The organism is Roseinatronobacter monicus (assembly GCF_006716865.1).
Lineage (GTDB): Bacteria > Pseudomonadota > Alphaproteobacteria > Rhodobacterales > Rhodobacteraceae > Roseinatronobacter > Roseinatronobacter monicus.
Window position 1 is genome coordinate 1,075,724 of the sequence record NZ_VFPT01000001.1, and the last position, 19,571, is coordinate 1,095,294.

Sequence of the window (19,571 nt, forward strand, 5' to 3'; positions counted from 1 at the left end):
AAGAGATCACAGATTTCCCCGATGGCATCGATGAGTTACTACCCGTAGCACCCCAGACAACCTTTTCTTTGACGTTCCGCTATACTGGACGCAACATGGGAGCGAGATGAAAGGTGGACGAAGATATTTCTGGGTCTTAGCCGAAATACCCGCCAAAACGCAGAATAAGTTCATTCGGCCGTCTTTTGAGCCTCGTAAACTCCAGCGTCCAACTCAACGGCATCCATGATAATTTTGAGGTGATCTCTATCGCTCACCTTTACTTCGAACGAAACGCGTCGATAGTCTTCTTTTTGATCAAGAAAAACTACGTCACTAATATTGGCCCCCAAATTCTCAATCGCCGAACTAATTCGGCCGAACGCTGCGCCATCCCGCGAAAGAACGAGCGACAATGTGACCGGAAAAACTGATGCATGTCTTCCAGCAACCCAGCGAAGGTCAAGCCAGCGATCTGGCTGGTCTTCAAACTCCTCCAACTTGCGGCAATCAATGGTATGTACCACGACATCCTTGCCGCGATATGCGATGCCGATGATCCGGTCTCCGGGCAGCGGCGTGCAGCACGGGGCGCGGCGAAACGATTGGTCGGCTGAAAGCCCGATGATCGGCCGTGCGGCATCGACCTCCCGCTTCTTCGAGCCAGTCTTTGGGTAGAGGGCGGTGACCACGCGGCGCGCGCTGATCTCTGCCGCTCCGACACGCGCGCGCAATTCCTCTGCATTAGGGATTGAAAGCATACCCGCGGCCGTGTTCAGCGCTTTGCCGCTGATTTCGCGCCCGGCGGCTTCGAAGGCCGCGCACAGTAATTTGTTGCCCAGAGATATATAGCGCTCTCGATCTTTGTGCCGCAAAGACCGCCGGATCGCGGCTTTTGCGCGGCTCGTCACCACAATGTCGATCAAGCTCGATTGCGGCCTACGGCCCAACGCGGTGATTATCTCGACACTCTGGCCGTTTTGCAGCCGGGTCCAGAGCGGCACGCGCAGCCCGTCAACCTTGGCCGACACGCAGCTATCGCCGATCTGCGTGTGGATCGCGTAGGCGAAATCAAGGGGCGTCGCTTCCCGCGGCAGCTCGACCACATCGCCCTTAGGAGTATAGCAATACACCTTGTCGCCATGCATCTCTAAGCTGGCTGACTCGCGGAATTCAGTGTGACCTTCCTCAGCACCGAAACGTTCGCTCAACAAAGCGTACCATTTCTCCAGATCAACCATGAACGGGTTCTGCAATCGTAATCCATCGCGGTAGGACCAATGCGCGGCGACTCCGACTTCAGCAACCTCTTGCATCTGGCGGGTGCTAATTTGCACATCCAATCGCATGCCGTCGCGGTCCGAAACGGTGGTATGCATTGATCGGTAGCCGGTTGACTTCGGCGTGCTGATGTAATCTTTGAACCTCCCCGGCACCGCTATCCAGCGACTGTGAACAACGCTGAGTGCTGCATAGCAGTCCTTCTCAGTTCGCGTTGTGATCTGGAACAGGTGAACGTCGCTCAGCCGCAAAAAACTGAGTTCCCCTTCCTGCATCTTGCGCCAAATCGAAAAGGGTTTCCTGGTACGACCATAGACTTCTGCCTCGATCCCCGCTTTTTCTAGCTCTACCTGCATGTTAGCTGCCATACGTTGAATCAAATCACCGGTTTCGCGCTGCATGGCGGTGAATCGGTGGATGATGCTGGCGCGACCTTGGGGGTTAAGAACACGGAAAGACAGGTCTTCGAGCTCTTCTCGCATCCACTGCATCCCCATGCGCCCGGCGAGCGGCGCGTAGATTTCCATCGTCTCACGCGCCTTCTGCGCCTGCTTGTCCGGGCGCATCGCCTTCATGGTGCGCATGTTGTGCAGCCGATCAGCAAGCTTGACGAGAATCACTCGCACGTCCTTGGCCATCACCATTCCCAGCGTGCGCAAATTTTCCGACTGCGTGCTTTTCTCGTTAGAGAGTTGTATGTTGGTCAGCTTGGTAACGCCATCAACCAAATCGGCCAATTCAGGACCGAAGCGCTTCTCTATCTCGGAATAAGTGGACTTCGTATCTTCGATTGTATCGTGCAGCAAGGCAGTGATGATCATAGCATCATCGAGCTTCTGCTCGGCCAGGATCAAAGCGACCGCAACAGGATGGCTATAATATGTTACGCCTGAAGCTCTGACCTGGCCCTCATGTAAATCGCGACCATATTCAAAGGCTGATAGTATCAAATCAGCGTTAGTGTTTGGGTTGTATCCGCTGACAATGTCAACGAGCTCTTTGGCCGTGATCGTTCCCGACGGAGAGTCTAATTCGCTATCAACATAATAGGCAACGGGCGCGCCTTTGGTCGATTCAAATGAAGCCGGGTCGGGATGGTCTAACGCTGCCGGGCCATCCGACGCATCTTCCAACGGAAGTTTGACGTCGATATCCTTAGGTCCGCCATCCGGGTACTTATCGAGTGCAGACAGCCTTTCGTCTGCCGAATATTCTATTATGTCATCATCAAATACCATAGTTCGTGGATCCACAAACTTATTGCCCACGAAAGAGGCCGCATTCTTGATAGTTTCTTCTGAAAGGTCACCTTTTCTAAAACGACATTTAATTACGAAAGCATCTTTAAAAGACACTTGGCTCATGTCAAAAGATGAAAAGTCCAATTTCTCCCATAGCCCTCCATCGAAGAAGGTCACCGGGTCTTCATCCGCCGCTGCAATCAGTTCGAACAGATCGTTTGATTCGCAGGAATCGACAGCTAAAAAGGCTTTACTCGCTCGATGGCTCACCCTCATCGAAGATCCTTTTCATGAAGTACTTTTGCGATGCCAAGCGTATCCGACGATGTGATCCATCGTTTTCGTCAAGTTCAAGTCCTCGTTTCAGAACTTGCCGCTTGACCTGACTCTTAAAGGAATACACGTTCTGCGTGTTTTCTTCTGATGGCGCCAAAAATTCAAAGGAGACAATCTGAATCGCTCCAGTCTTAATTCCTATTCCGATCCAGTCATCTTGTGTAAACTTCCCTCTCAGCTCCACGATGTTCGATAGTTCAACGGACATACCAGCCAATGTGTCCCGTCGAAGGCGCGTTGGCTGACTTTCATCCTTGCTTTCAGCAAGCCGCACCTCGAAGTGAATTTTTTTGTCATCTTGGCCCGGTCCATTATATCTACAGATCAGGCCAGCACGTTCCTCTTCTCCATCAATGCCTATTCCACCCAAGAGAGACATGTGTTCGTCAGCTGTATGGACTATCAGATTAGCATAAGTAACTTCCAAGTCAGCCACCGCTAACAAATTACCATCTGGATCAGATAGCTCTTCATCGCGTAGGGTTCCAAAGGTTGGACGGGCGGACAAGCCGATGTCTTGCCTGCGGTCATCCTCTGCAAATACCACGTTAGCCCCTTTGATCGGATAAGGTTCTGCGACATCGAGATTTGCAAGTTCGAAGAGTGGCGTCTCGCCTGGCATGCGAGGGTAAACTGTCGGAAAGTCATCGGGTTTACTGGGTGAGCTGTCGGAAAAAGTGACGATTTTCTCAACCTCGATGCCAAGCACTTCTGCTGCCATCCTCCAACCACCGATGTTCTGTGGTGTGGAACCGTTGTCCGCGTAATAACGTGCCCATGCAGCATGTCTGTTTTCCCTACTCGGATCTGGCGGAGGGCCTGCCTTTTTACCGATACCATGGGTCCAACCGGAACCTGCATCATGATGCTCGGCATGCCATCGCTGTAATATTGCATACGCGATACTTTCTTTCGTTGTGTAATGGTAGCCTTCATTCGTCAGTTTTTTCATCTGTGCGACGATAGCGCCATGTATTGGATAAACACGGTTCGTCATGTAGCCTCCGATCGCTGAAACATTCCGTAGATTCTTTTATGATACTGCAAGCCTGTGTCATTTGCGATAATTTACGTAAATTACTGCAAGCCTGTGTCATTTGCGATATTTTACGTAAATTATTGAATTTTCAGTATTTTGATTATTCATGTACCTAGGTTTCATCGGACGAACGCACCACATGAAAGTGGCCGGGGATGCCGACGGAGAAGTAAAATGCAGAATGATCTGTTCACAGCGATCAACAATCTCGATCTTGAGATTATCACTCGCAACATGCAGACCAAGCTCAATTGGTCCAAAGCTAAAGCGGAACGAGTCGAAAGTCAGTACCGGCGCTTTTTGTTCCTTTGCGCGGATGATCCGACGCAGACAGTGCCGTCAGCTGAGCTCGACGATTACTGGGAAATGCACATCCAGGACACACGGAAGTACGCGCAAGATTGCATGAGGACATTCGGGTTCTTTCTGCACCATGTCCCCAACGCAATGGAGCGCGTGGAGGGTTTGACACGAATCGACCTCTTAGATCGCTTCTCGACAACCAAAGATCGCTATAAAGCGGTCTTCGGAACGCGGATGCTCAACGCCGTAATGTCTGCGTGCGACGAATGTATTCCGGATTATGATTCACCAAGCGATCCCGACCCTGATGTCCGCACCGGAATTGACGGTGTCGAGCGGAACTGATTGTCAGTCCACAGCACTGCGCTGGGACCGTCCCGTCGGCAAAGACGGGACGGTTCGCTTTATGTCGGACTGCAAATGGCGACTTTGATTGACAAGAAAGCGGAAACCCTGAGAGGGTGGATCGCACGCGACGGCATGCTGGATGCCTATATGCTGCGCGAGTACCTCTTCCCCGATGCTGCTACGATGAACGCTGTGCTTGCCGAGGATGCTGCCGGATAGGTTAGGGGAGCACTCATGACAAAACTGTAATAATGTCATGAGTTGAGTTCTGTCGCGGAGCGCACGCGCGACAAGATATCCTGCCCATCCTCAAAGGCACCGGCAGCTTCGAGCCAATAAATGAACTCGATCACGTCCAGCCGCCGCTCAGCATTCTCCACCTTTGCCACATATGATTGCGCAACGCCCAGCTTGTCCGCCAGCGCCGTCTGCGTCATTCCTGCCTCTTGGCGCACACGCTTCAATTCTGAATTGAGCATGGAATGTTGCGGGGATCGTAACGTTTTCACCGGGCTGCATCTCCTTGTGCAGCGCGGTTCGTAATCCTGTTGTAGGATTATCCCATTTCAGTATATTTGGGCGGAAGTCATGATGGAGGCGCAAGCGATGACGACCATTCTGAACTTCGGCCACTACTGGTCACGTGAGCTGATCGATTGGGGGTGGCAGGGGAGCGCTGGATCTCTGCTAGGAGCGCTGAGAGCGAATGCTGAGGAATCGGACGCCGACTTCCGAAATCAAATAGGCATCTACGTGCTCTATGACGAGAATCGAGAGGTTGTTTACGTTGGTCAGGCCGGGCGCGGCAATAGCCGCCTCTTCGAGCGTCTGCGGCAACATTCGCGCGGCCCTATGCGGGATCGGTGGACAGCCTTTAGTTGGTTCGGTTTCCTCGACGTTGGCCTTGACGGGTATCTGGTCGAGCGCAAAAAAGGCGCTATCCCCGCTCACGCTCATACTGATGCACTGGACCAATTCGAATCGATTTTACTACAGGTTGTAGAGCCGCGACTGACGAAGCAAGGACCACGTTGGAACGGCACGACTGAGTATTTTCAGTTCGTCGAGGAAGAGGCCACAACGCTCGAACACATTTGGCACGAACTTCAAGAGCTGAAGGAGCTCGTTGGCAATCGCCAACAGTGAGTGAAATGATGCACCATCGAGGGCGAATGAAGTTGCGTATGTTGAAAACGCAGCAGGCAACCCATTGTTAAAGTCCGTCGAGCCCAATTGCTCAAAGCCGTCAGCTTGGACAAGTGATATGCTCGATTCGGGAGTGTTTCCGCGATCGCAGACGCCGCACGGGAAAATAAAGCTTGATCTGCTGACCTCGTCAGGCGATCTTGAGCCGGAAGGTGAGTATTTTGGGGAATGTCGGTTGAAAATTCGCGAACATAAAAGGTATCGGAATGAGATTTATTTCAATTACTATATTTGTTATCAGTTTTGTTTTTTCATCAGTAGCAAACGCTCAGGATAATAATTCTAGTTTTGATTCGTCTCCAGTTATAGATGAAACAATTAAGAATTTAGAAAGCATTCGAAAGCTACTTGAGGAGGTTCAAACGCTTGATGATAATCCTGGGAGATTTCGAAGGTCGAGCGACGATGCCCAGAACGATTTGAATGATAAGCTCGATAGTTTAATCAATCTGATTGTTGGAGAATCATATGCGAAAGCGCGCAAAAATTTATTGCAAAGTGATGGAAAAATATCCGAAATTGAGCAAAGGATAGATAATCTTCGTGTCCAAAGATTGACAGCACCTTCTTCAGAGGAATCTAAAACACGCGTTGATGACGTGTTGAGGCGAGAGTTTGCGAGAGGTAGCCGAGAGGCTATTGACTTGGAAATTTCGCGCTTGCTCGAAGAAATGGAGTTACTGCGAGTGGCTCGTGCTGATCTGGAACGTGAGTTTCAGGAGCTTCTTATATCTAACTATGGAATTATATTAACCGATGATCAAGTGAAATCAGTTTTGTATCAGATTAATGGTAGCTCAATCGTGGAGGCTGCTGTAGCCTTATCTGTCTTACAGCATATCGAGAATAGACTGGGAGAAATCCGCGCGACTGTCTCTAATCAAGATTCATTGAGAAGGTATTATGGTGTCGCGGCTATTATGCGCTTAATTACTGTAAGGTTGCATGAGCGCCACTTGAATGATTATCAAGATGTCTGGATTCCTGCGCTTAACAGCTTTGAATCAGAAAATGATGCACTCATAAATGAGACACGCTCGCTAATTAGTCAAACTCGGTTTGCTGGACCGCTGGAGCTCCTGCAAGCGAATCTGAATATTCAATTGAGAGTTTCTGAGGTTGCGAATGAATACCGTGCGCTTCTAAGATCGCGAGAAAATTTTGTGGCTGAGCGTCTTGTCGCTTCTATTGCAGATGCGGAGGTGGCGATAAATACGCTTAGGACCCTGAACCAAGCACTCATTATATTCGAACAGTTTTCTTGGAATCAGAGTGAATTTCAGGCACTGATTAACATTGAGAGCAACGAGCTTATCCCGCTGGATGAGGCGGAATTGATCGATGATTTCTTGAGTATTTCGCGTGCTCTCGCAGGGACATAGTTGGACGTAAACATATCGTTCTATCGATCTCTGATAGTGCCATTGCAACCTTGCTGCTGTTCGCGCTGGTGTCTGTATTATTTTACGGCCTCCGTGTTTTGCTTTCGTTCTTTCGGAGGATGTTGCGAAGCATGGGTTTTGTCAGCGGCTTTAATTTCTTTGAAGCGTCAATGCTCAAGATTTCTTGAAAGTCACGATTTGTCATTTCCCGGTAGAGATTCTTCTTCTTTTTCCCTCGTGTTATTTCGCGGTTTGATTTTTTGATTGCGCTAATTTTACTTGGCCTTCTTCGAATTTTCATTGTGCCATTCCTCCATGTCATCATTCATAAGGCGCTCCCGTAAGCCATCTGACTTGCCAATTTGATAGATAAAGCCGACCAGAAATTTAGGCGGTTCATTATGTTCGTGTGCTTAACGCAGCTCGTTGGCGAACCACCAGATCTATCAAATCGAGCATTTTTTCTGGCTATTTCGCGGTTTGTGTGGGTGGCTTGGTTTCCGTTCATTTGCCTGTGGCACAAGATGTTGTGCGGTAGGGTGACGCTGGTAAGTGGGTGAGATTGCCTGCGATGAGGTATGACATGTTGATGAGGTTGCGGGTTTTGCGATACCCGCGCGCCCGAGCCTTTGCGGCCTGAATGAGGCCGTTGATGGCTTCGACAGCGCCGTTGCTCAGATCGCTGTCAAAACCGTTAAGTATACCATCCCAGTGCGCCTTGAGTGTCAGAGCGAGTTTCTTGAATGCTGGCAGCCTGCTGCGGCGCGCCCATTGAAACCAGGCGGTAAGCCGTTCTTCGGCCTCTGCCTTGGACTCGGCTTCAGCAAAGATGTCGCGCAAAGCCTCTTTCAAGCGAAACGCGCGTCCTGTTTTCAGGTGCATCCGAGATAGATCATGATGCTGTGTGATCTGCCGCTTCGTCCATCTCTTCTTGTCCTTGAGCCACATCCAGCGGCTGTGTTTCAACTCAGGTCTGCTGCGTACTTCGGCGCGGCGAACCTCTTCAAGCGCCACATTGGCCAGTTGGATGACATGGAATGGGTCGAAGGTAACATCCGCGTTCGGCAGATGCTTTGCGACGCCAGAAATGTAGGCCCTACTCATATCGATACAGGCAGCGGAGATGGCATCGGGATCACCGCCATGGGCGCGCAGATCTTCACCGAAAGCCGCCACAGTCTTTGCATCACGTCCTTCACAGGCAAAGAGAAGCCTGCCGGCCAGAAGGTCGTGAAATAGGGTGATGTAATTATGCCCGCGGCGCGCAGCTGTCTCGTCAATCCCAAGGGCGGTCACGGCGCTGAAGTCTTCGCGATCTCGCGCTGACGACACGTAATGGTCAAGAACCCGCCAGAGGCGATCGTCACCAACATCAAGCATATCAGCAACAGCCTTCACCGGCATCTGTCGCACCAGCGCAATCACAAAGGCTTCAAACAACTGACTGAAACCGCTGCCACTGCGCGCCCAGGGGACCGGAACCTGTCCGGTCTTGCTACATTGGCTGCAAGCAACACGTGGCACATCGGCATGGATGAAAGCCTTGTGCTCGAAAAAACGCAGGTGTTCCCAGATCCTGGATCGCGTGTCATGGACGGGCTGATCGGGCGCGCCACAGGAGGGACAAGCAAATCGACTTCCCGCCTTGAAGCGGACGTCAAAGTGGATCTCTTTGAGTTTGGCGTCAAAACGTACGTCCGTGACACTCCACGGAGCCTGCAGGCCAAGAGCTGTCGTGAACAAACTTGTCTCGGGACCCATGAATACCTCCTCATCCGCTGGTTTCAGGAAGCTTCACCCTATCCAAAAAAACTGCCGCAGCTCAACAGGCTCGGCGCGTCTGACGCTGCGATATTTGAGGTCTCCGCGACAGACGCGCCTTATGTTGTGACCACAATATCTGGTAGAAGATTCAATCCGCCGCCCACCAGCAACCCACACAAATCGCGAAGGGACCTTTTTTCTGCCTGCGCGGCTTTTTCAGCTTTCGGTTAAGGACATACGGACTAGGCCCGATTTCCCGATCTGATGACGCTTTCGAGATCTGGCTGCAAGCACTCCCAGATTCTGCCGATTGATCCACTTAATACCGTCGCTGTCGTAGGCATAGTAGCGTGTTTCCGAGCGACCGGACAACACCGTGTAATGGCTATACGTGCCCCCCAAGCTTACGATCAGTACGGCCCTCTGGGCCAAGCCAGCATCAATTACACTTAACAGCTTTCGACGTTGAAAGCTTTCATCGGGTTCGACGGGGCGTGTGATCGAAAGCGACGCGCTGATCATCTGCTCGGTTTCTTCTGCAAGCAGCCGCGTCATGGCGTATTGTGCATCTTCGTCCACCCCATCCGTAACAGCCGCGAGCAGCAGGCCTCGCTCGTTCAGCCATGCCGCGCCGCATTCGAACAGGGCCGCTGTGCAAGCCGCACTGAGCGGCCTGACGGGTGCGGTGAGCAGATGAATTGCGTTAATGGCCGCATAGAGCCCGCACAGTCCGTCCAGCCCACCCTGCTTATAGGCTGGGGACAGCCCGAAGCGATCAGGATTTCGTCTTGCCGCCATTTTAGTATTCACTTGCTAACATGATGGTCAGCACGCGGGTCGTTACGTCAGGATCGGCAGGATCTGGCGAGCCAACTGTAAGCGTGGCGTCGTAGTAGTCGATCTTCCAGAACACCTTTTCATTGCGGTATGTCAGATCGCCAAAGTCGTGTTCGCCGTATGGATCGTTGTCTTCGCAAAAGGCATCGTCTTTGGCGACAAGCTGGCGGATCGTCAATATAGCGGGCAAGCCCATCTCCTGAATGCCAGCTGTGATCATTTGCCGCCCACCAAAACCTGTGCGGCGGAATTTGTCATTCAACTCACGGATGCGCTGCGTTCGCTTCCGAAAGTTCATCTTTTGTTCTCCATCATGGCCAAGACCGTTTGTGTCGCTGCTGTGCACTGTGCGAGTTCCTTTGTTGATTGTGATGGGTGGGGAAGGCTTAGATCAGCGCAATGAGTTTGCGCTGCGCGTCACGATTGCCCGCGATGTAGCGTTCAGTTGTGGTTAGGGCCTGGTGACCGGCAAGTTCTTGTATGTCGCGCAGTGAACCGCCGGTCCTCGCCAGCATGCGCGCTGATCTGGTGATAAACGTGCGGCGTCCGGAATGCGATGAACAGCCGTCCAGCCCGATCTGCGCATAAGTATCCCGAAACCAATTAACCACACTGCGCGCTGTCATGTGACGTTGCCGCTCAGAACATATGACTGGCCCTGCTCTTGGGCGCCCTGCTTCGACATGCAGCCTGTAAAGTGCTGTAATCAGCTCTGCGTGCATCGGAATCCGCCGTGCGCGCCCCTGCTTGGCAATGTGGCGCGACACGTTCACTGTTGGCCCAAGCTTGCCAGCGCTCGTCAGAACCATCGGCCAGCTCAGCCCGGCGATTTCGCAGGCTCTCAGACCCGCCTTGAAGCTCAAAAGCACCATGGCGCGGTTTCTGATGGGGTACCTTGTCTGATGGACATGCTTAAGCACGCGGCGTAACTCGACCGGCTCAAGCACCTTTGCAGGCTGCTTGCTCATTCGTCACCTATTTTTTCATGGGAATAACATTTAGCGCATTTTGGCAAATATTTTAGTAAAAATATGCGCTACATCAATTATAACACAAAAATATAAAAATGTGAAGAGCTGCCAAAAATTGCAGCAATTTCGTTACATTAATCGGGTGTTGTGTCATAAAAATCACCGACTGAAAGGCCATAAAAGTTATGTGAGTTTTAATGCTCTAAATTTAAACTTACATGTATCCAATCCCGACCATATGAGTCTCAAGTCGAGATCAAATAACTGAATTAAAAATTTTCGATATTTTAGAAAGGCGGGTCGCAAATTTATCAGACGCCTAGAAATTAAATTAGTTGCTTTTGATAAACAGAAAGGCCGATGAGAAGGATCGTGCCGTCCACTTTTAGCTCCCCAAGGTTTCTTTCGGGGAGGGCCATCGGATGGTCCTTGTATTGATGTTGGCCAGTCCACTTTCTACGATGCTATGCCGCACCAACGCGTAAAAATGATATTTGGCCTCTACGTAATCACCGCTACTTAAGCTATCTTCGTAGAAACAGTAATTTCAGGACTCAGATCAAACTCCGAACTAACTGGCAGTAGTAAGTTTTCGATCGGATGACTGCGGTTGTAGTGTAGCGGTGTGCTTTGAGCCGCGTTGGGACTGCAAAGATGCGAAGCCAGATTCGATTAACTATGTGTATAATCAAGCACCAATGAGCATACACCTAAAAATTATTCTTGGCTATCTGAAAGAAAAATGCTATGGATCATTTCATATTCTGAAGAATATTGAGGCGAATGTCAATGAAGTTAACCTTTCCCCATAAAGATAGGATTTGGGAAAATTCTATTTCTGGTTTACTTACTAGGGTAAATGCGTACTATATATTGTACCCATATATATTTGGCTTTCATGATGAAGAGTTCTTTAGAAATGCGTCTGCCTATGCAGCATATGAGGCGCATAACTATTTTTTAGGACTCAACCAAAGCAAATTGGTCGAACTAGGTAGCTATGAGATTTGGCAGGAGTATTTAAGTTTAAATGGAAATTTGGTGGCGAATTTTGTAAGAAGTCTGGAAGAAGTTAGCGAAAGTTCCAGTTTGGCTTACAAGAAGTTATCGAAGCAAGGCGGAACACCCAATAGGCCAAATTTTGTTTGCCGCGTTTCAAAATCATACATAAAAGATCAGAAAAGAAAGCTCAGAGGCGCAGCGGGCGCTGAAGAATTACCGGACATTCCACTCTTCGAAGATTGTTCAAATGAGGAAGCAATAAGTCAGCGAGAAATAGTGGCTAAATTCTGTGTTGTTTTAAAAGCTATTAGTAAGAAGAGAAGCGATGCTTTACTAACGTCAGAGCAGAAATCAGCTTTACAGAAATTTCCAAAGTACAAAGTTTCATCTATTGTTTGCAGTCATTGTTTTGAAAATGAAGTTAAAGAAATTGATGTAAATGATATTGTAAATTGGTACTCTGCTATAGTTCCACTTATTTATGCGATGTCGAGTTGTGTTGAATTTAGCCATCATATGAGGGATAACTTTATTGAGAGCTTTCCAGTTATTGTAGCTCGGCATAACGAAATGTATGAAATAGTAGTCAAAGAAATGTTGAACAATGGAAACGAACAGTACTTCAATGCAGATAAGGTTTTATTGTTAGATTTACCTCTGCCACCAGACATGCGGCCCTTGCCAAGACCTTCCGTAGGGAAGAACTTGGATCTGGAAATAATGAAGGCCGTAACTCGAACTCGACTCAGGCGGCGGTGACTTTTGCATCGAGCGGGCTTTGCTGCACAATTCTGGCCGCAAACGATTCACATTCGCAATCCGCGCACTCAGACGGGGTGCATGGGCAAGTCAGCACCCGCCCGGTATCACACAGCGAACTGGTCCGATCACAACGCTACGCTGCGCAATCGTGGATCTACGTAACCACCCGATTTGAACCGCCTGCTTCTGGGCGCTTCGCGATGTTATGAGATGTCTTTAACGACGTCGTTAACGACGTCCCTTATTGGAGGCATTGATGCGCGGAGAAATACTTGGGGCTGAACGGCGGCGACGTTGGAGTGATGAGGAGAAGGTGGCAATCGTACGGTCAGTTGGAGTCGGTGGGGCGACAGTGACCCAGATTGCCCAGCGTCATGATGTGACGCGGCAGCAGATCTATAGCTGGCGATACGATCTGAAGAGGAAGGGCCTTTTGCCATACGACCCTGAAACGGTGTTTTTGCCGGTCGAGTTTTTGGAAATGGACCCTGAGGCATCGAGACCTTGTGCGGTTAGTGATGAGCAAGACGGGCGGGTTGAGGTTGTTCTGCGCAATGGCCGGAGTTTGCGCATTGATACAGATGTCGATGCGTCTGCCTTGACCCGGCTGATAAAGGCGGTGGAAGCGGCATGATTGGTCCGGGCACTGGGGTTAGGGTCTATCTGGCTTGCGGCTACACTGATATGCGTAAGGGGATTGCCGGCCTGTCGGCGATTGCACAGGATGTGCTACGCCAGCGCCCTGCGAGCGGCGCAGTCTTTGCATTCCGTGGGCGTCGGGGAGATAGGATAAAGCTGCTGTTTTGGGACGGACAGGGATTTTGTCTGTATTATAAAGTTCTCTCGAAGGGGCGTTTCCCATGGCCTTCGGCCTCTGACGGAAGCGCGCGTTTGACCTCTGCGCAGCTGGCCATGCTGTGGGAAGGAATGGAGTGGCGAAGGCCGGATTGGGGCGCGCCGCCAGCCCGTGTCGGATGATTTATCTTGCTGTAATTGCTTGTTTTTAGTGGATATAAGGCTTGGGATATGGTATAAATTTCCATGTCCCAAGCAGCGATTTCTCTCCCCAACGATCCGGCCGCTCTGAAGGTGATGATCACCTCTTTGCAGGCAGAGAACCAGAAAATCCTGGCCACCTTGCGCGCGCATGACTTGCTCGTTCAAGCCCTGCGCATCCGGATTGCCAAACTGAAGAAACAGAAGTTCGGTTCCAGCTCGGAAAAGATCGAGCGTGAGATCGAACAATTGGAACTCGCGCTGGAAGACCTGAATGTCGCTGTTGCCGAGGCACAAGACACGTCGCCAGATGAGAGTGAGGACGCTGACACGGACGCAGACGCGCGTAATACCACAGCAGATGCGCCAGAAAAGAAGCAACGCCGTCGTCCTAAAGTGTCGCCTGATACCCCCCGCGAACGCCGTGAGCTTGATCCTGGTGACACATGCCCCGACTGCGGTGGCAATCTGCGGGTGGTAGGTGAGGATGTCAGCGAGTTGCTTGATATGATCGCAGCGCAGATGAAAATCATCGAAATCGCGCGCATCAAGAAATCTTGCCGGTGCTGCGAGAAGATCGTTCAGCCACCCGCCCCCAGCAGACCAATCCCGCGCAGCATGGCGGGCCCAAACCTGTTGGCATTCATCCTGGTCTCGAAATACGATGATCAGCTGACTTTGTATCGCCTCAATGAAATCTTCGCCCGGATGGGAGCAGATATTTCCGATACAACGATGGCCGACTGGTGCGGCGGGGCAATGAAAGCACTGGCGCCACTGATCAAGATGATCGAGGACGCAATCATGGCCAGCGATCTGCTACATGCAGATGATACACCTATCCGGGTCCTTGATCGAAGTCGACGAGACAGAGGGCTTGGAAAAGGTGTGAAAAAAGGCCGCCTGTGGGCCTATGTTCGCGACCAGCGCCCTTGGGTGCGTATTCCGGGGTCATCCGGCCAGTGATTCCGAAAGTATCCGGCCACCCATTCCGATTTTATCCGGCCACTGATTCCGGAGCATCCGGCCACCCTGTGATGTGATGCTGCGAGGCAATCTGTAACTGGCTACCGTCTGGCTTTTTAGTCTGGAAGGAAGCCCGATGAAGAGATTGCCAATGCGGAAGATACGAGATGTTTTGCGGCTATCAGCCGAGGGTCTTTCGACCCGTAAAATTGGTGTCAGCCTGACGATTGGGCGGACAACGGTTAAGGCCTATCTGGATCGCGCTGCCGAGGTTGATCTGAGCTGGCCGCTACCACCAGAGATGTCTGACACCGACCTTGAGCGCCTGATTTACCCACGCACGGCGCGTGATATTGCGAACCGCGCGACCGAGCCTAACTGGCCCTGCATTCACCGCGAGTTGCGCCGCAAGGGCGTGACGTTGATGCTGTTGTGGGAAGAATATCGCGCTGATCATCCTGATGGGTATGGATACTCCCGGTTTTGCGAACTTTACACACGCTGGGAAGGCAAGCTGTCGCCGGTGATGCGACAGCGCCATCCTGCAGGTGAGCGCCTGTTCGTCGATTATGCCGGCCATACGATCGATGTGATTGACCCCGAGACCGGGGAGGTGCGCACGGCACAGGTGTTTGTCGCTGTTCTGGGGGCATCGAACTATACATTTGTCGAGGCGACCTGGACGCAATCCCTACCGGATTGGATCGCAAGCCATGTCCGCGCTTTGGATTTCTTCGGTGGTGTGACCGCCCAGATCGTCTCGGACAATTTGAAGGCAGGGGTCACCAAGGCGTGCTTTTACGACCCCGTAATCAACCGGACTTACGCAGATATGGCCGCGCATTACGACACGGCCGTTGTCCCGGCGAGGCCATATAAGCCCAAAGATAAGGCGAAGGCAGAGGGTGGGGTATTGCTGGCTGAACGCTGGATACTGGCACGGCTGCGCAACCGCCAGTTCTTCAGCCTTGCTGAGTTGAACGCGGCCATCAAGCCGTTGCTTGACAGGCTCAACGACAAGGTCTCTCGCCATCTGGGTGCCAGCCGCAGACAGCTTTTTGAACAGCTGGACAAACCCGCCCTGAAGTCGCTGCCGGTAGCATCGTATGTTTATGCTGAATGGAAGAAGTGCCGCGCCGGGTTCGATTACCACGTCGCGATCGACAAGCATTATTACTCCGTGCCCTATCAGCTGCTGAAGAAAGAGCTGTGGGCGCGGATCACAGGCCGCACCATCGAAGTCTTCCATCTCGGGCAGCGTGTCGCCTCTCATGTCAGGACGTCCAGCAACGGGAAGCACTCTACGCTGCGCGATCACATGCCAGCGCACCACCAATTCCGCGATGACTGGACGCCAGAGCGTATCAAAGCACGTGCGGCTCGCGTTGGGCCAAACGTGGCCATCTTCGTTGAGGTCGTGATGCGCGAGCGCAAGCACCCGGAACAGGGCTATCGCACCTGCCTTGGGGTGATCCGGCTGGCCGACAAGTTTGGCCGCGACCGACTTGATGCGGCCTGTCGCCGTGCGCTCGAAATCAACGCCAGATCCTATTCGTCACTCCTGTCCATTCTCAAGAATGGGCTTGAGAGCAGGCCCCGCACCCGCGCCACGGACGAGCCTGCCATCACCCACCCCAATATCCGTGGCGCCGATTACTTCCATTGAAAGGAACACAATGCTCGACCATCCAACCCTTCATCACCTTAAAGCCCTCAGGCTGGACGGCATGGCCGAAGCCTTTGCCGAACTGCAGATGCAAGATGCAACTGCCGATCTCGGCCATGCTGAATGGCTTGGCTTGCTCGTTGACCGTGAGGTCGCAAGCCGAGAAACAAAGAGGTTTGAGGCTCGCATGCGGACTGCCAGGCTGCGCCATGTTGGCGCCAGCCCAGAAGATGTTGATTACCGCGCACGCCGTGGCCTCGACAAAGCGCTGTTCCAAAGCCTGCTCACAGGCAGATGGATCACCGACAAGCGTAATCTGATCATCACGGGCCCCTGTGGCGTCGGCAAGACCTGGCTTGGCTGCGCACTGGCCCAGGCAGCCTGTCGTGACGGCGTGACTGTGGTCTACAAACGGATGCCGCGCCTCTTCGAGGAATTGGAGCTGTCCCATGGTGACGGACGCTTCCCCCGCTTGTTCCGCAGCATCACGAAGGCGCAATTGCTGATCTTGGACGACTGGGGACCGGACAGGCTGACATCACCGCAACGCCGCGATCTCATGGAGATCGTCGAAGAGCGTTACGGGCGCGGCTCAACGATGATCACAAGCCAATTACCCATCAAAGCCTGGCATGACGTCATCGGCGAACCCACATTCGCCGATGCCATCCTCGATCGCATCGTTCACAACGCCTACCGTCTCGAACTCGAGGGCCAATCCATGCGCAAGACCATCACCAAAATGGGTGACGAAACCCCTCAGGACTGATAACCAAAACACGCTGCCTCACGGCAACGCGTCACAGGTGGCCGGATACCCCGGAACAGGTGGCCGGATGTTGTCGGAATGGGTGGCCGGATCCGCCGGAATACGCCCCCTTGGGCGGGAGGAGCCCCGCCGGGGGCTGTCTACCAGTTCGCCCCTGACTGGAAAGAAGAGCATGTCCTGACCCACCTCGCCAAATCCAGCGGCATTTTGCAGGCCGATGGCTACAAAGGGTATACCAAGCTCTATGCTCCTGATCTCAACGGCAAGAGCCAGTTCCGAGAGGCTGCATGTTGGGCCCACCTGAGGCGCGACTTCCATGATGTTTGGATTGTGACGAAATCTGAAATCGCGCGCGAAGCGCTCGACCGGATCGGCGCGCTTTATGATATCGAGCGCCAGATCAACGGTCAGCCCGCAGACATACGCAAAGCAGTGCGCCAGGAAAAAACCAAACCCAAGGTCGAGGCCTTCCGGGTCTGGGCAGAGCAGCAATTAACACGCATCCCCGGCAAAAGCGATCTGGCCAAAGCGTTCCGGTATGGGCTGAGCCGCTGGAAGGCACTTACGCTGTTTCTCGATGACGGGCGCGTGGCCATCGATAACAATGCTGCTGAGCGGGCGCTCAGGCCGATCGGAGTCGGGAGACGGAACTGGTTATTCGCAGGCTCAGATGCTGGGGGCGAAACTCTTGCGCGTGCCATGACCATTATCGAGTCAGCAAAGATGAGCGGTCTTGATCCACAAGCCTATCTGGCAGATGTTCTGGATCGCATCCATGATCATATGAACCCCCGCCTTGGGGAACTGCTGCCCTGGAACTGGAAGCCAAAAACCTGAAGCCGCAGGATGACCACCGTGACTAATCTCTGCACCCTCGAATATGTCGCGGAAATGCTCGGCGAGGACCTCGAGATGTTGGAGGCTGTCATTTGGAATGATGACAACCTCAGTTATGGTGCGATCGTCAGCGTCCACACTGGAGCGGACGAATCCATCACGACCTTAACCGACGATGGTATCGAAGAGCTCAAAGACATGCTCAGCGATGCGCGCATATCACAGGATACATGGCATGCATTCCTCGAAGACTTCGTCGATGACCCCGAAATAATCGCACGCGTCAAGGATAAATGGCCGCGGTAGAAATCGGGCGGTTACGGATCTACTGATCTGCTCGGATAACGATATTAACTTGGCTTGCGTCGCATGACGGCGAGGCCTTGCGGTCACGGGCTGTTCCCCGATGCACCGATCCAGTGCTGTCTGACGGTCAAGCTTCCTTTCAAGCTTCCCTTGAGGCAGACGGCCAGAATGGTGGCGATACAATTGTAATTGACAGAGTTTAATTTGGTTGTGCTGAATTATTCGCGCTTTGCCGATCGTGCGGTTGTAGCGCTCGAAATAGGCGTTCTGCTGGGGCTGTCCGAGCCATACGGCCCTAGGCAGGGCATTCTGGAAGCGCTGGACCGGATACCACGCTCGAAGTCGGATAGAGGCGAGGATGCGCCGTCTCAAAGTCTTCGGCGAACGCATCGTGGCGAGGGACTCTTATCGCCAAGCCATCGAAATCCACATCCGCATCGCCCTCATGAACCGCTTCAATGCACTTGGGCGCCCCAGAGATCGATCGCCTGTCCAGAAGATACAGGGGAAAGGGGTAATCTCGCTTCAGACGCGAGTTGCGCACAACGCCCATTGTGGGTGGCAATGGGGGTGGAATTCCCCCCATTCGCCACATCATTTGCTTTGATACCTTCAGCTCATTCCAGTCAGAAAAGGGATGAAAATGAGTCGTAAACAAGAACCAAGAATCGCTGAGTTGCTGAAGGGAGCTTCGGACGCACAGCTTGTAGAAGCTGCTCTTTGCAGCGCATTCCGCATCAAAAGTTTCAAGGAGTGCGAGACACGAACTAAGAACTTGCAACGTGCCGCAAAGGCACATGGCGTCACCTGGGGGAATGGAAAGCGCTGCTCCAAACACCACCGCTGCGGTAACCTCGCATGCCCAGTCTGCCGTCTGCGTGCTCAACTAGCCTTTATGACGAAATGGTCTGATTTTGTCCGCCCCTCTAAGCAACGGAGGGCGGTAAAATGAGAAGTTATTGGGAAGCCATAGCGATTATCCCACCTGGAGGCGACGCGTTGATCGGCAAACTCCATGAAGTTGACCTGCTAGCGCTCAAAAAGTGTTGCAGAAATCAGTTCAGAAAACATGCGCCTGCTGCAGTTGGACTGATGTGTGTCGATGTCAGCTATAATGTGAAATCTATTTCTGGCGGAAAAAATCACTGGCAAGCGCACGTCCATGGCATCATTCGGAATGTCAGACCGCGTGAGTGGGAAGCCATGCGCAAAGATCCGAAGGCAACCATCGTCGGAAGAGGGCTCTTCGTGACAGAAGCGGTAAACCCAATTGGGCAGCTTGCTTACATGTCGAAACCAAACTTCTTTCGGCGGGTCGATTTTATTGATCGCCAAGGCCATGCAGACACGCGCCAAGAAGCCATAAATGTACTGCAGGAACTTGAGTTGGCCCGCTGGCTATCACAGCACCGAGCCCATGCGCGCTTTTTCACTATAGGGGAGTGCGAATGATGTGATGATACATAAAATTGATAAATACTCAATAAATACAATGCGTTAATGAAGTTCTGGCTTCGAACTGCATATGTATTTTTTTGAACCCCAATTCAACACAACACTGTTTGTTTGCTGTGCGCATT

Annotated in this window: 18 protein-coding genes and 3 pseudogenes; 14 read left to right on the forward strand and 7 right to left on the reverse strand. The window is 52.2% G+C overall.

What is annotated here, in order from left to right; all coding sequences use genetic code 11:
• Positions 1-170: 170 nt before the first annotated feature.
• The gene (locus tag BD293_RS04940; RefSeq protein WP_246086218.1) at positions 171-2,777 is read right to left on the reverse strand and encodes a RelA/SpoT family protein; all 2,607 of its coding nucleotides are present in this window, start codon (positions 2,775-2,777) and stop codon (positions 171-173) included.
• On the reverse strand, positions 2,752-3,834 hold the full coding sequence (locus BD293_RS04945) for a hypothetical protein (protein WP_142080129.1): 1,083 nt from the start codon (positions 3,832-3,834) through the stop codon (positions 2,752-2,754). Before BD293_RS04945 ends, BD293_RS04940 begins: the two co-directional genes overlap by 26 nt.
• Positions 3,835-4,050: 216 nt before the next feature.
• On the opposite strand from BD293_RS04945, the gene BD293_RS04950 reads away from it, so the two are divergent.
• Together BD293_RS04950 and BD293_RS22625 are read left to right on the forward strand one after the other, a co-directional pair.
• Positions 4,051-4,524, forward strand: a complete 474-nt coding sequence (locus BD293_RS04950; protein ID WP_142080130.1) for a glycine-rich domain-containing protein — start codon at positions 4,051-4,053, stop codon at positions 4,522-4,524.
• Positions 4,525-4,599: 75 nt separating this feature from the next.
• A complete protein-coding gene (locus tag BD293_RS22625; protein ID WP_170207063.1) occupies positions 4,600-4,746 on the forward strand; it encodes a hypothetical protein in 147 nt (48 codons plus the stop codon).
• Positions 4,747-4,781: 35 nt separating this feature from the next.
• On the opposite strand, the gene BD293_RS04955 is transcribed toward BD293_RS22625, so the two are convergent.
• Entirely contained in the window at positions 4,782-4,964 is a 183-nt protein-coding gene (locus tag BD293_RS04955; protein WP_246086219.1) for a helix-turn-helix domain-containing protein, read from the reverse strand.
• Between the two features lie 169 nt (positions 4,965-5,133).
• Here BD293_RS04955 and BD293_RS04960 point away from each other — a divergent pair, with 169 nt between their 5' ends.
• Together BD293_RS04960 and BD293_RS04965 are read left to right on the forward strand one after the other, a co-directional pair.
• Entirely contained in the window at positions 5,134-5,673 is a 540-nt protein-coding gene (locus BD293_RS04960) for a GIY-YIG nuclease family protein (RefSeq protein ID WP_142080132.1), read from the forward strand.
• Positions 5,674-5,939: 266 nt separating this feature from the next.
• A complete protein-coding gene (locus BD293_RS04965) occupies positions 5,940-7,115 on the forward strand; it encodes a hypothetical protein (protein WP_142080133.1) in 1,176 nt (391 codons plus the stop codon).
• A 504-nt stretch (positions 7,116-7,619) separates the two neighbouring features.
• Here the strand turns inward: BD293_RS04965 and BD293_RS04970 are convergent.
• From BD293_RS04970 to BD293_RS04985, 4 genes are all read right to left on the reverse strand, one after another.
• A complete protein-coding gene (locus BD293_RS04970; protein WP_142079999.1) occupies positions 7,620-8,876 on the reverse strand; it encodes an ISL3 family transposase in 1,257 nt (418 codons plus the stop codon).
• Between the two features lie 219 nt (positions 8,877-9,095).
• Entirely contained in the window at positions 9,096-9,677 is a 582-nt protein-coding gene (locus tag BD293_RS04975; RefSeq protein ID WP_142080134.1) for a hypothetical protein, read from the reverse strand.
• Position 9,678: 1 nt separating this feature from the next.
• Positions 9,679-10,062 carry a DUF3768 domain-containing protein gene (locus tag BD293_RS04980; RefSeq protein WP_246086220.1) on the reverse strand — a complete coding sequence of 128 codons (384 nt, stop codon included), beginning with the start codon at positions 10,060-10,062 and terminating at the stop codon, positions 9,679-9,681.
• Positions 10,063-10,102: 40 nt separating this feature from the next.
• A complete protein-coding gene (locus BD293_RS04985; RefSeq protein WP_142080135.1) occupies positions 10,103-10,684 on the reverse strand; it encodes a tyrosine-type recombinase/integrase in 582 nt (193 codons plus the stop codon).
• A 792-nt stretch (positions 10,685-11,476) separates the two neighbouring features.
• Here BD293_RS04985 and BD293_RS04990 point away from each other — a divergent pair.
• The 10 genes and pseudogenes from BD293_RS04990 to BD293_RS05040 all read left to right on the forward strand — a co-directional run bounded on the left by BD293_RS04990 (position 11,477) and on the right by BD293_RS05040 (position 19,443).
• Positions 11,477-12,448 (forward strand): hypothetical protein, encoded by a 972-nt coding sequence (locus tag BD293_RS04990; protein ID WP_142080136.1) that lies wholly within the window; start codon positions 11,477-11,479, stop codon positions 12,446-12,448.
• Positions 12,449-12,707: 259 nt separating this feature from the next.
• Complete coding sequence (gene tnpA, locus BD293_RS04995; protein ID WP_142080137.1) at positions 12,708-13,085, forward strand: IS66-like element accessory protein TnpA; 378 nt, start codon at positions 12,708-12,710, stop codon at positions 13,083-13,085.
• Entirely contained in the window at positions 13,082-13,429 is a 348-nt protein-coding gene (tnpB, locus tag BD293_RS05000; protein ID WP_142080138.1) for an IS66 family insertion sequence element accessory protein TnpB, read from the forward strand. The genes tnpA and tnpB overlap by 4 nt, the downstream gene beginning before the upstream one ends.
• A gap of 63 nt (positions 13,430-13,492) precedes the next feature.
• Positions 13,493-14,383 (forward strand): annotated as a pseudogene (locus BD293_RS05005) (transposase); the annotation flags it as partial.
• Positions 14,384-14,549: 166 nt separating this feature from the next.
• A complete protein-coding gene (gene istA / locus BD293_RS05010; RefSeq protein WP_142079314.1) occupies positions 14,550-16,079 on the forward strand; it encodes an IS21 family transposase in 1,530 nt (509 codons plus the stop codon).
• A 10-nt stretch (positions 16,080-16,089) separates the two neighbouring features.
• Positions 16,090-16,848 carry an IS21-like element helper ATPase IstB gene (gene istB, locus BD293_RS05015; protein ID WP_142079313.1) on the forward strand — a complete coding sequence of 253 codons (759 nt, stop codon included), beginning with the start codon at positions 16,090-16,092 and terminating at the stop codon, positions 16,846-16,848.
• Between the two features lie 96 nt (positions 16,849-16,944).
• Positions 16,945-17,685: pseudogene (tnpC, locus tag BD293_RS05020) on the forward strand (IS66 family transposase); the annotation flags it as partial.
• 9 nt (positions 17,686-17,694) lie between these two features.
• Positions 17,695-17,991 carry a hypothetical protein gene (locus tag BD293_RS05025; protein WP_142080139.1) on the forward strand — a complete coding sequence of 99 codons (297 nt, stop codon included), beginning with the start codon at positions 17,695-17,697 and terminating at the stop codon, positions 17,989-17,991.
• A gap of 298 nt (positions 17,992-18,289) precedes the next feature.
• Positions 18,290-18,460, forward strand: a pseudogene (locus BD293_RS05035) (IS5/IS1182 family transposase); the annotation flags it as partial.
• 479 nt (positions 18,461-18,939) lie between these two features.
• Entirely contained in the window at positions 18,940-19,443 is a 504-nt protein-coding gene (locus BD293_RS05040) for a hypothetical protein (RefSeq protein WP_142080141.1), read from the forward strand.
• The last annotated feature ends 128 nt before the right edge of the window (positions 19,444-19,571 follow it).

Coding starts and splice junctions, on each gene's coding strand:
- BD293_RS22625 (WP_170207063.1), top strand. CDS start 4,600: ATGGCGACTTTGATTGACAAGAAAGCGGAAACCCTGAGAGGGTGGATC.
- BD293_RS04945 (WP_142080129.1), bottom strand. CDS start 3,834: ATGACGAACCGTGTTTATCCAATACATGGCGCTATCGTCGCACAGATG.
- BD293_RS04965 (WP_142080133.1), top strand. CDS start 5,940: ATGAGATTTATTTCAATTACTATATTTGTTATCAGTTTTGTTTTTTCA.
- tnpB (WP_142080138.1), top strand. CDS start 13,082: ATGATTGGTCCGGGCACTGGGGTTAGGGTCTATCTGGCTTGCGGCTAC.
- BD293_RS04975 (WP_142080134.1), bottom strand. CDS start 9,677: ATGGCGGCAAGACGAAATCCTGATCGCTTCGGGCTGTCCCCAGCCTAT.
- BD293_RS04955 (WP_246086219.1), bottom strand. CDS start 4,964: ATGACGCAGACGGCGCTGGCGGACAAGCTGGGCGTTGCGCAATCATAT.
- BD293_RS05040 (WP_142080141.1), top strand. CDS start 18,940: ATGAGAAGTTATTGGGAAGCCATAGCGATTATCCCACCTGGAGGCGAC.
- BD293_RS05025 (WP_142080139.1), top strand. CDS start 17,695: ATGACCACCGTGACTAATCTCTGCACCCTCGAATATGTCGCGGAAATG.
- BD293_RS04960 (WP_142080132.1), top strand. CDS start 5,134: ATGACGACCATTCTGAACTTCGGCCACTACTGGTCACGTGAGCTGATC.
- istB (WP_142079313.1), top strand. CDS start 16,090: ATGCTCGACCATCCAACCCTTCATCACCTTAAAGCCCTCAGGCTGGAC.
- istA (WP_142079314.1), top strand. CDS start 14,550: ATGAAGAGATTGCCAATGCGGAAGATACGAGATGTTTTGCGGCTATCA.
- BD293_RS04970 (WP_142079999.1), bottom strand. CDS start 8,876: ATGGGTCCCGAGACAAGTTTGTTCACGACAGCTCTTGGCCTGCAGGCT.
- tnpA (WP_142080137.1), top strand. CDS start 12,708: ATGCGCGGAGAAATACTTGGGGCTGAACGGCGGCGACGTTGGAGTGAT.
- BD293_RS04950 (WP_142080130.1), top strand. CDS start 4,051: ATGCAGAATGATCTGTTCACAGCGATCAACAATCTCGATCTTGAGATT.
- BD293_RS04940 (WP_246086218.1), bottom strand. CDS start 2,777: ATGAGGGTGAGCCATCGAGCGAGTAAAGCCTTTTTAGCTGTCGATTCC.
- BD293_RS04985 (WP_142080135.1), bottom strand. CDS start 10,684: ATGAGCAAGCAGCCTGCAAAGGTGCTTGAGCCGGTCGAGTTACGCCGC.
- BD293_RS04990 (WP_142080136.1), top strand. CDS start 11,477: ATGAAGTTAACCTTTCCCCATAAAGATAGGATTTGGGAAAATTCTATT.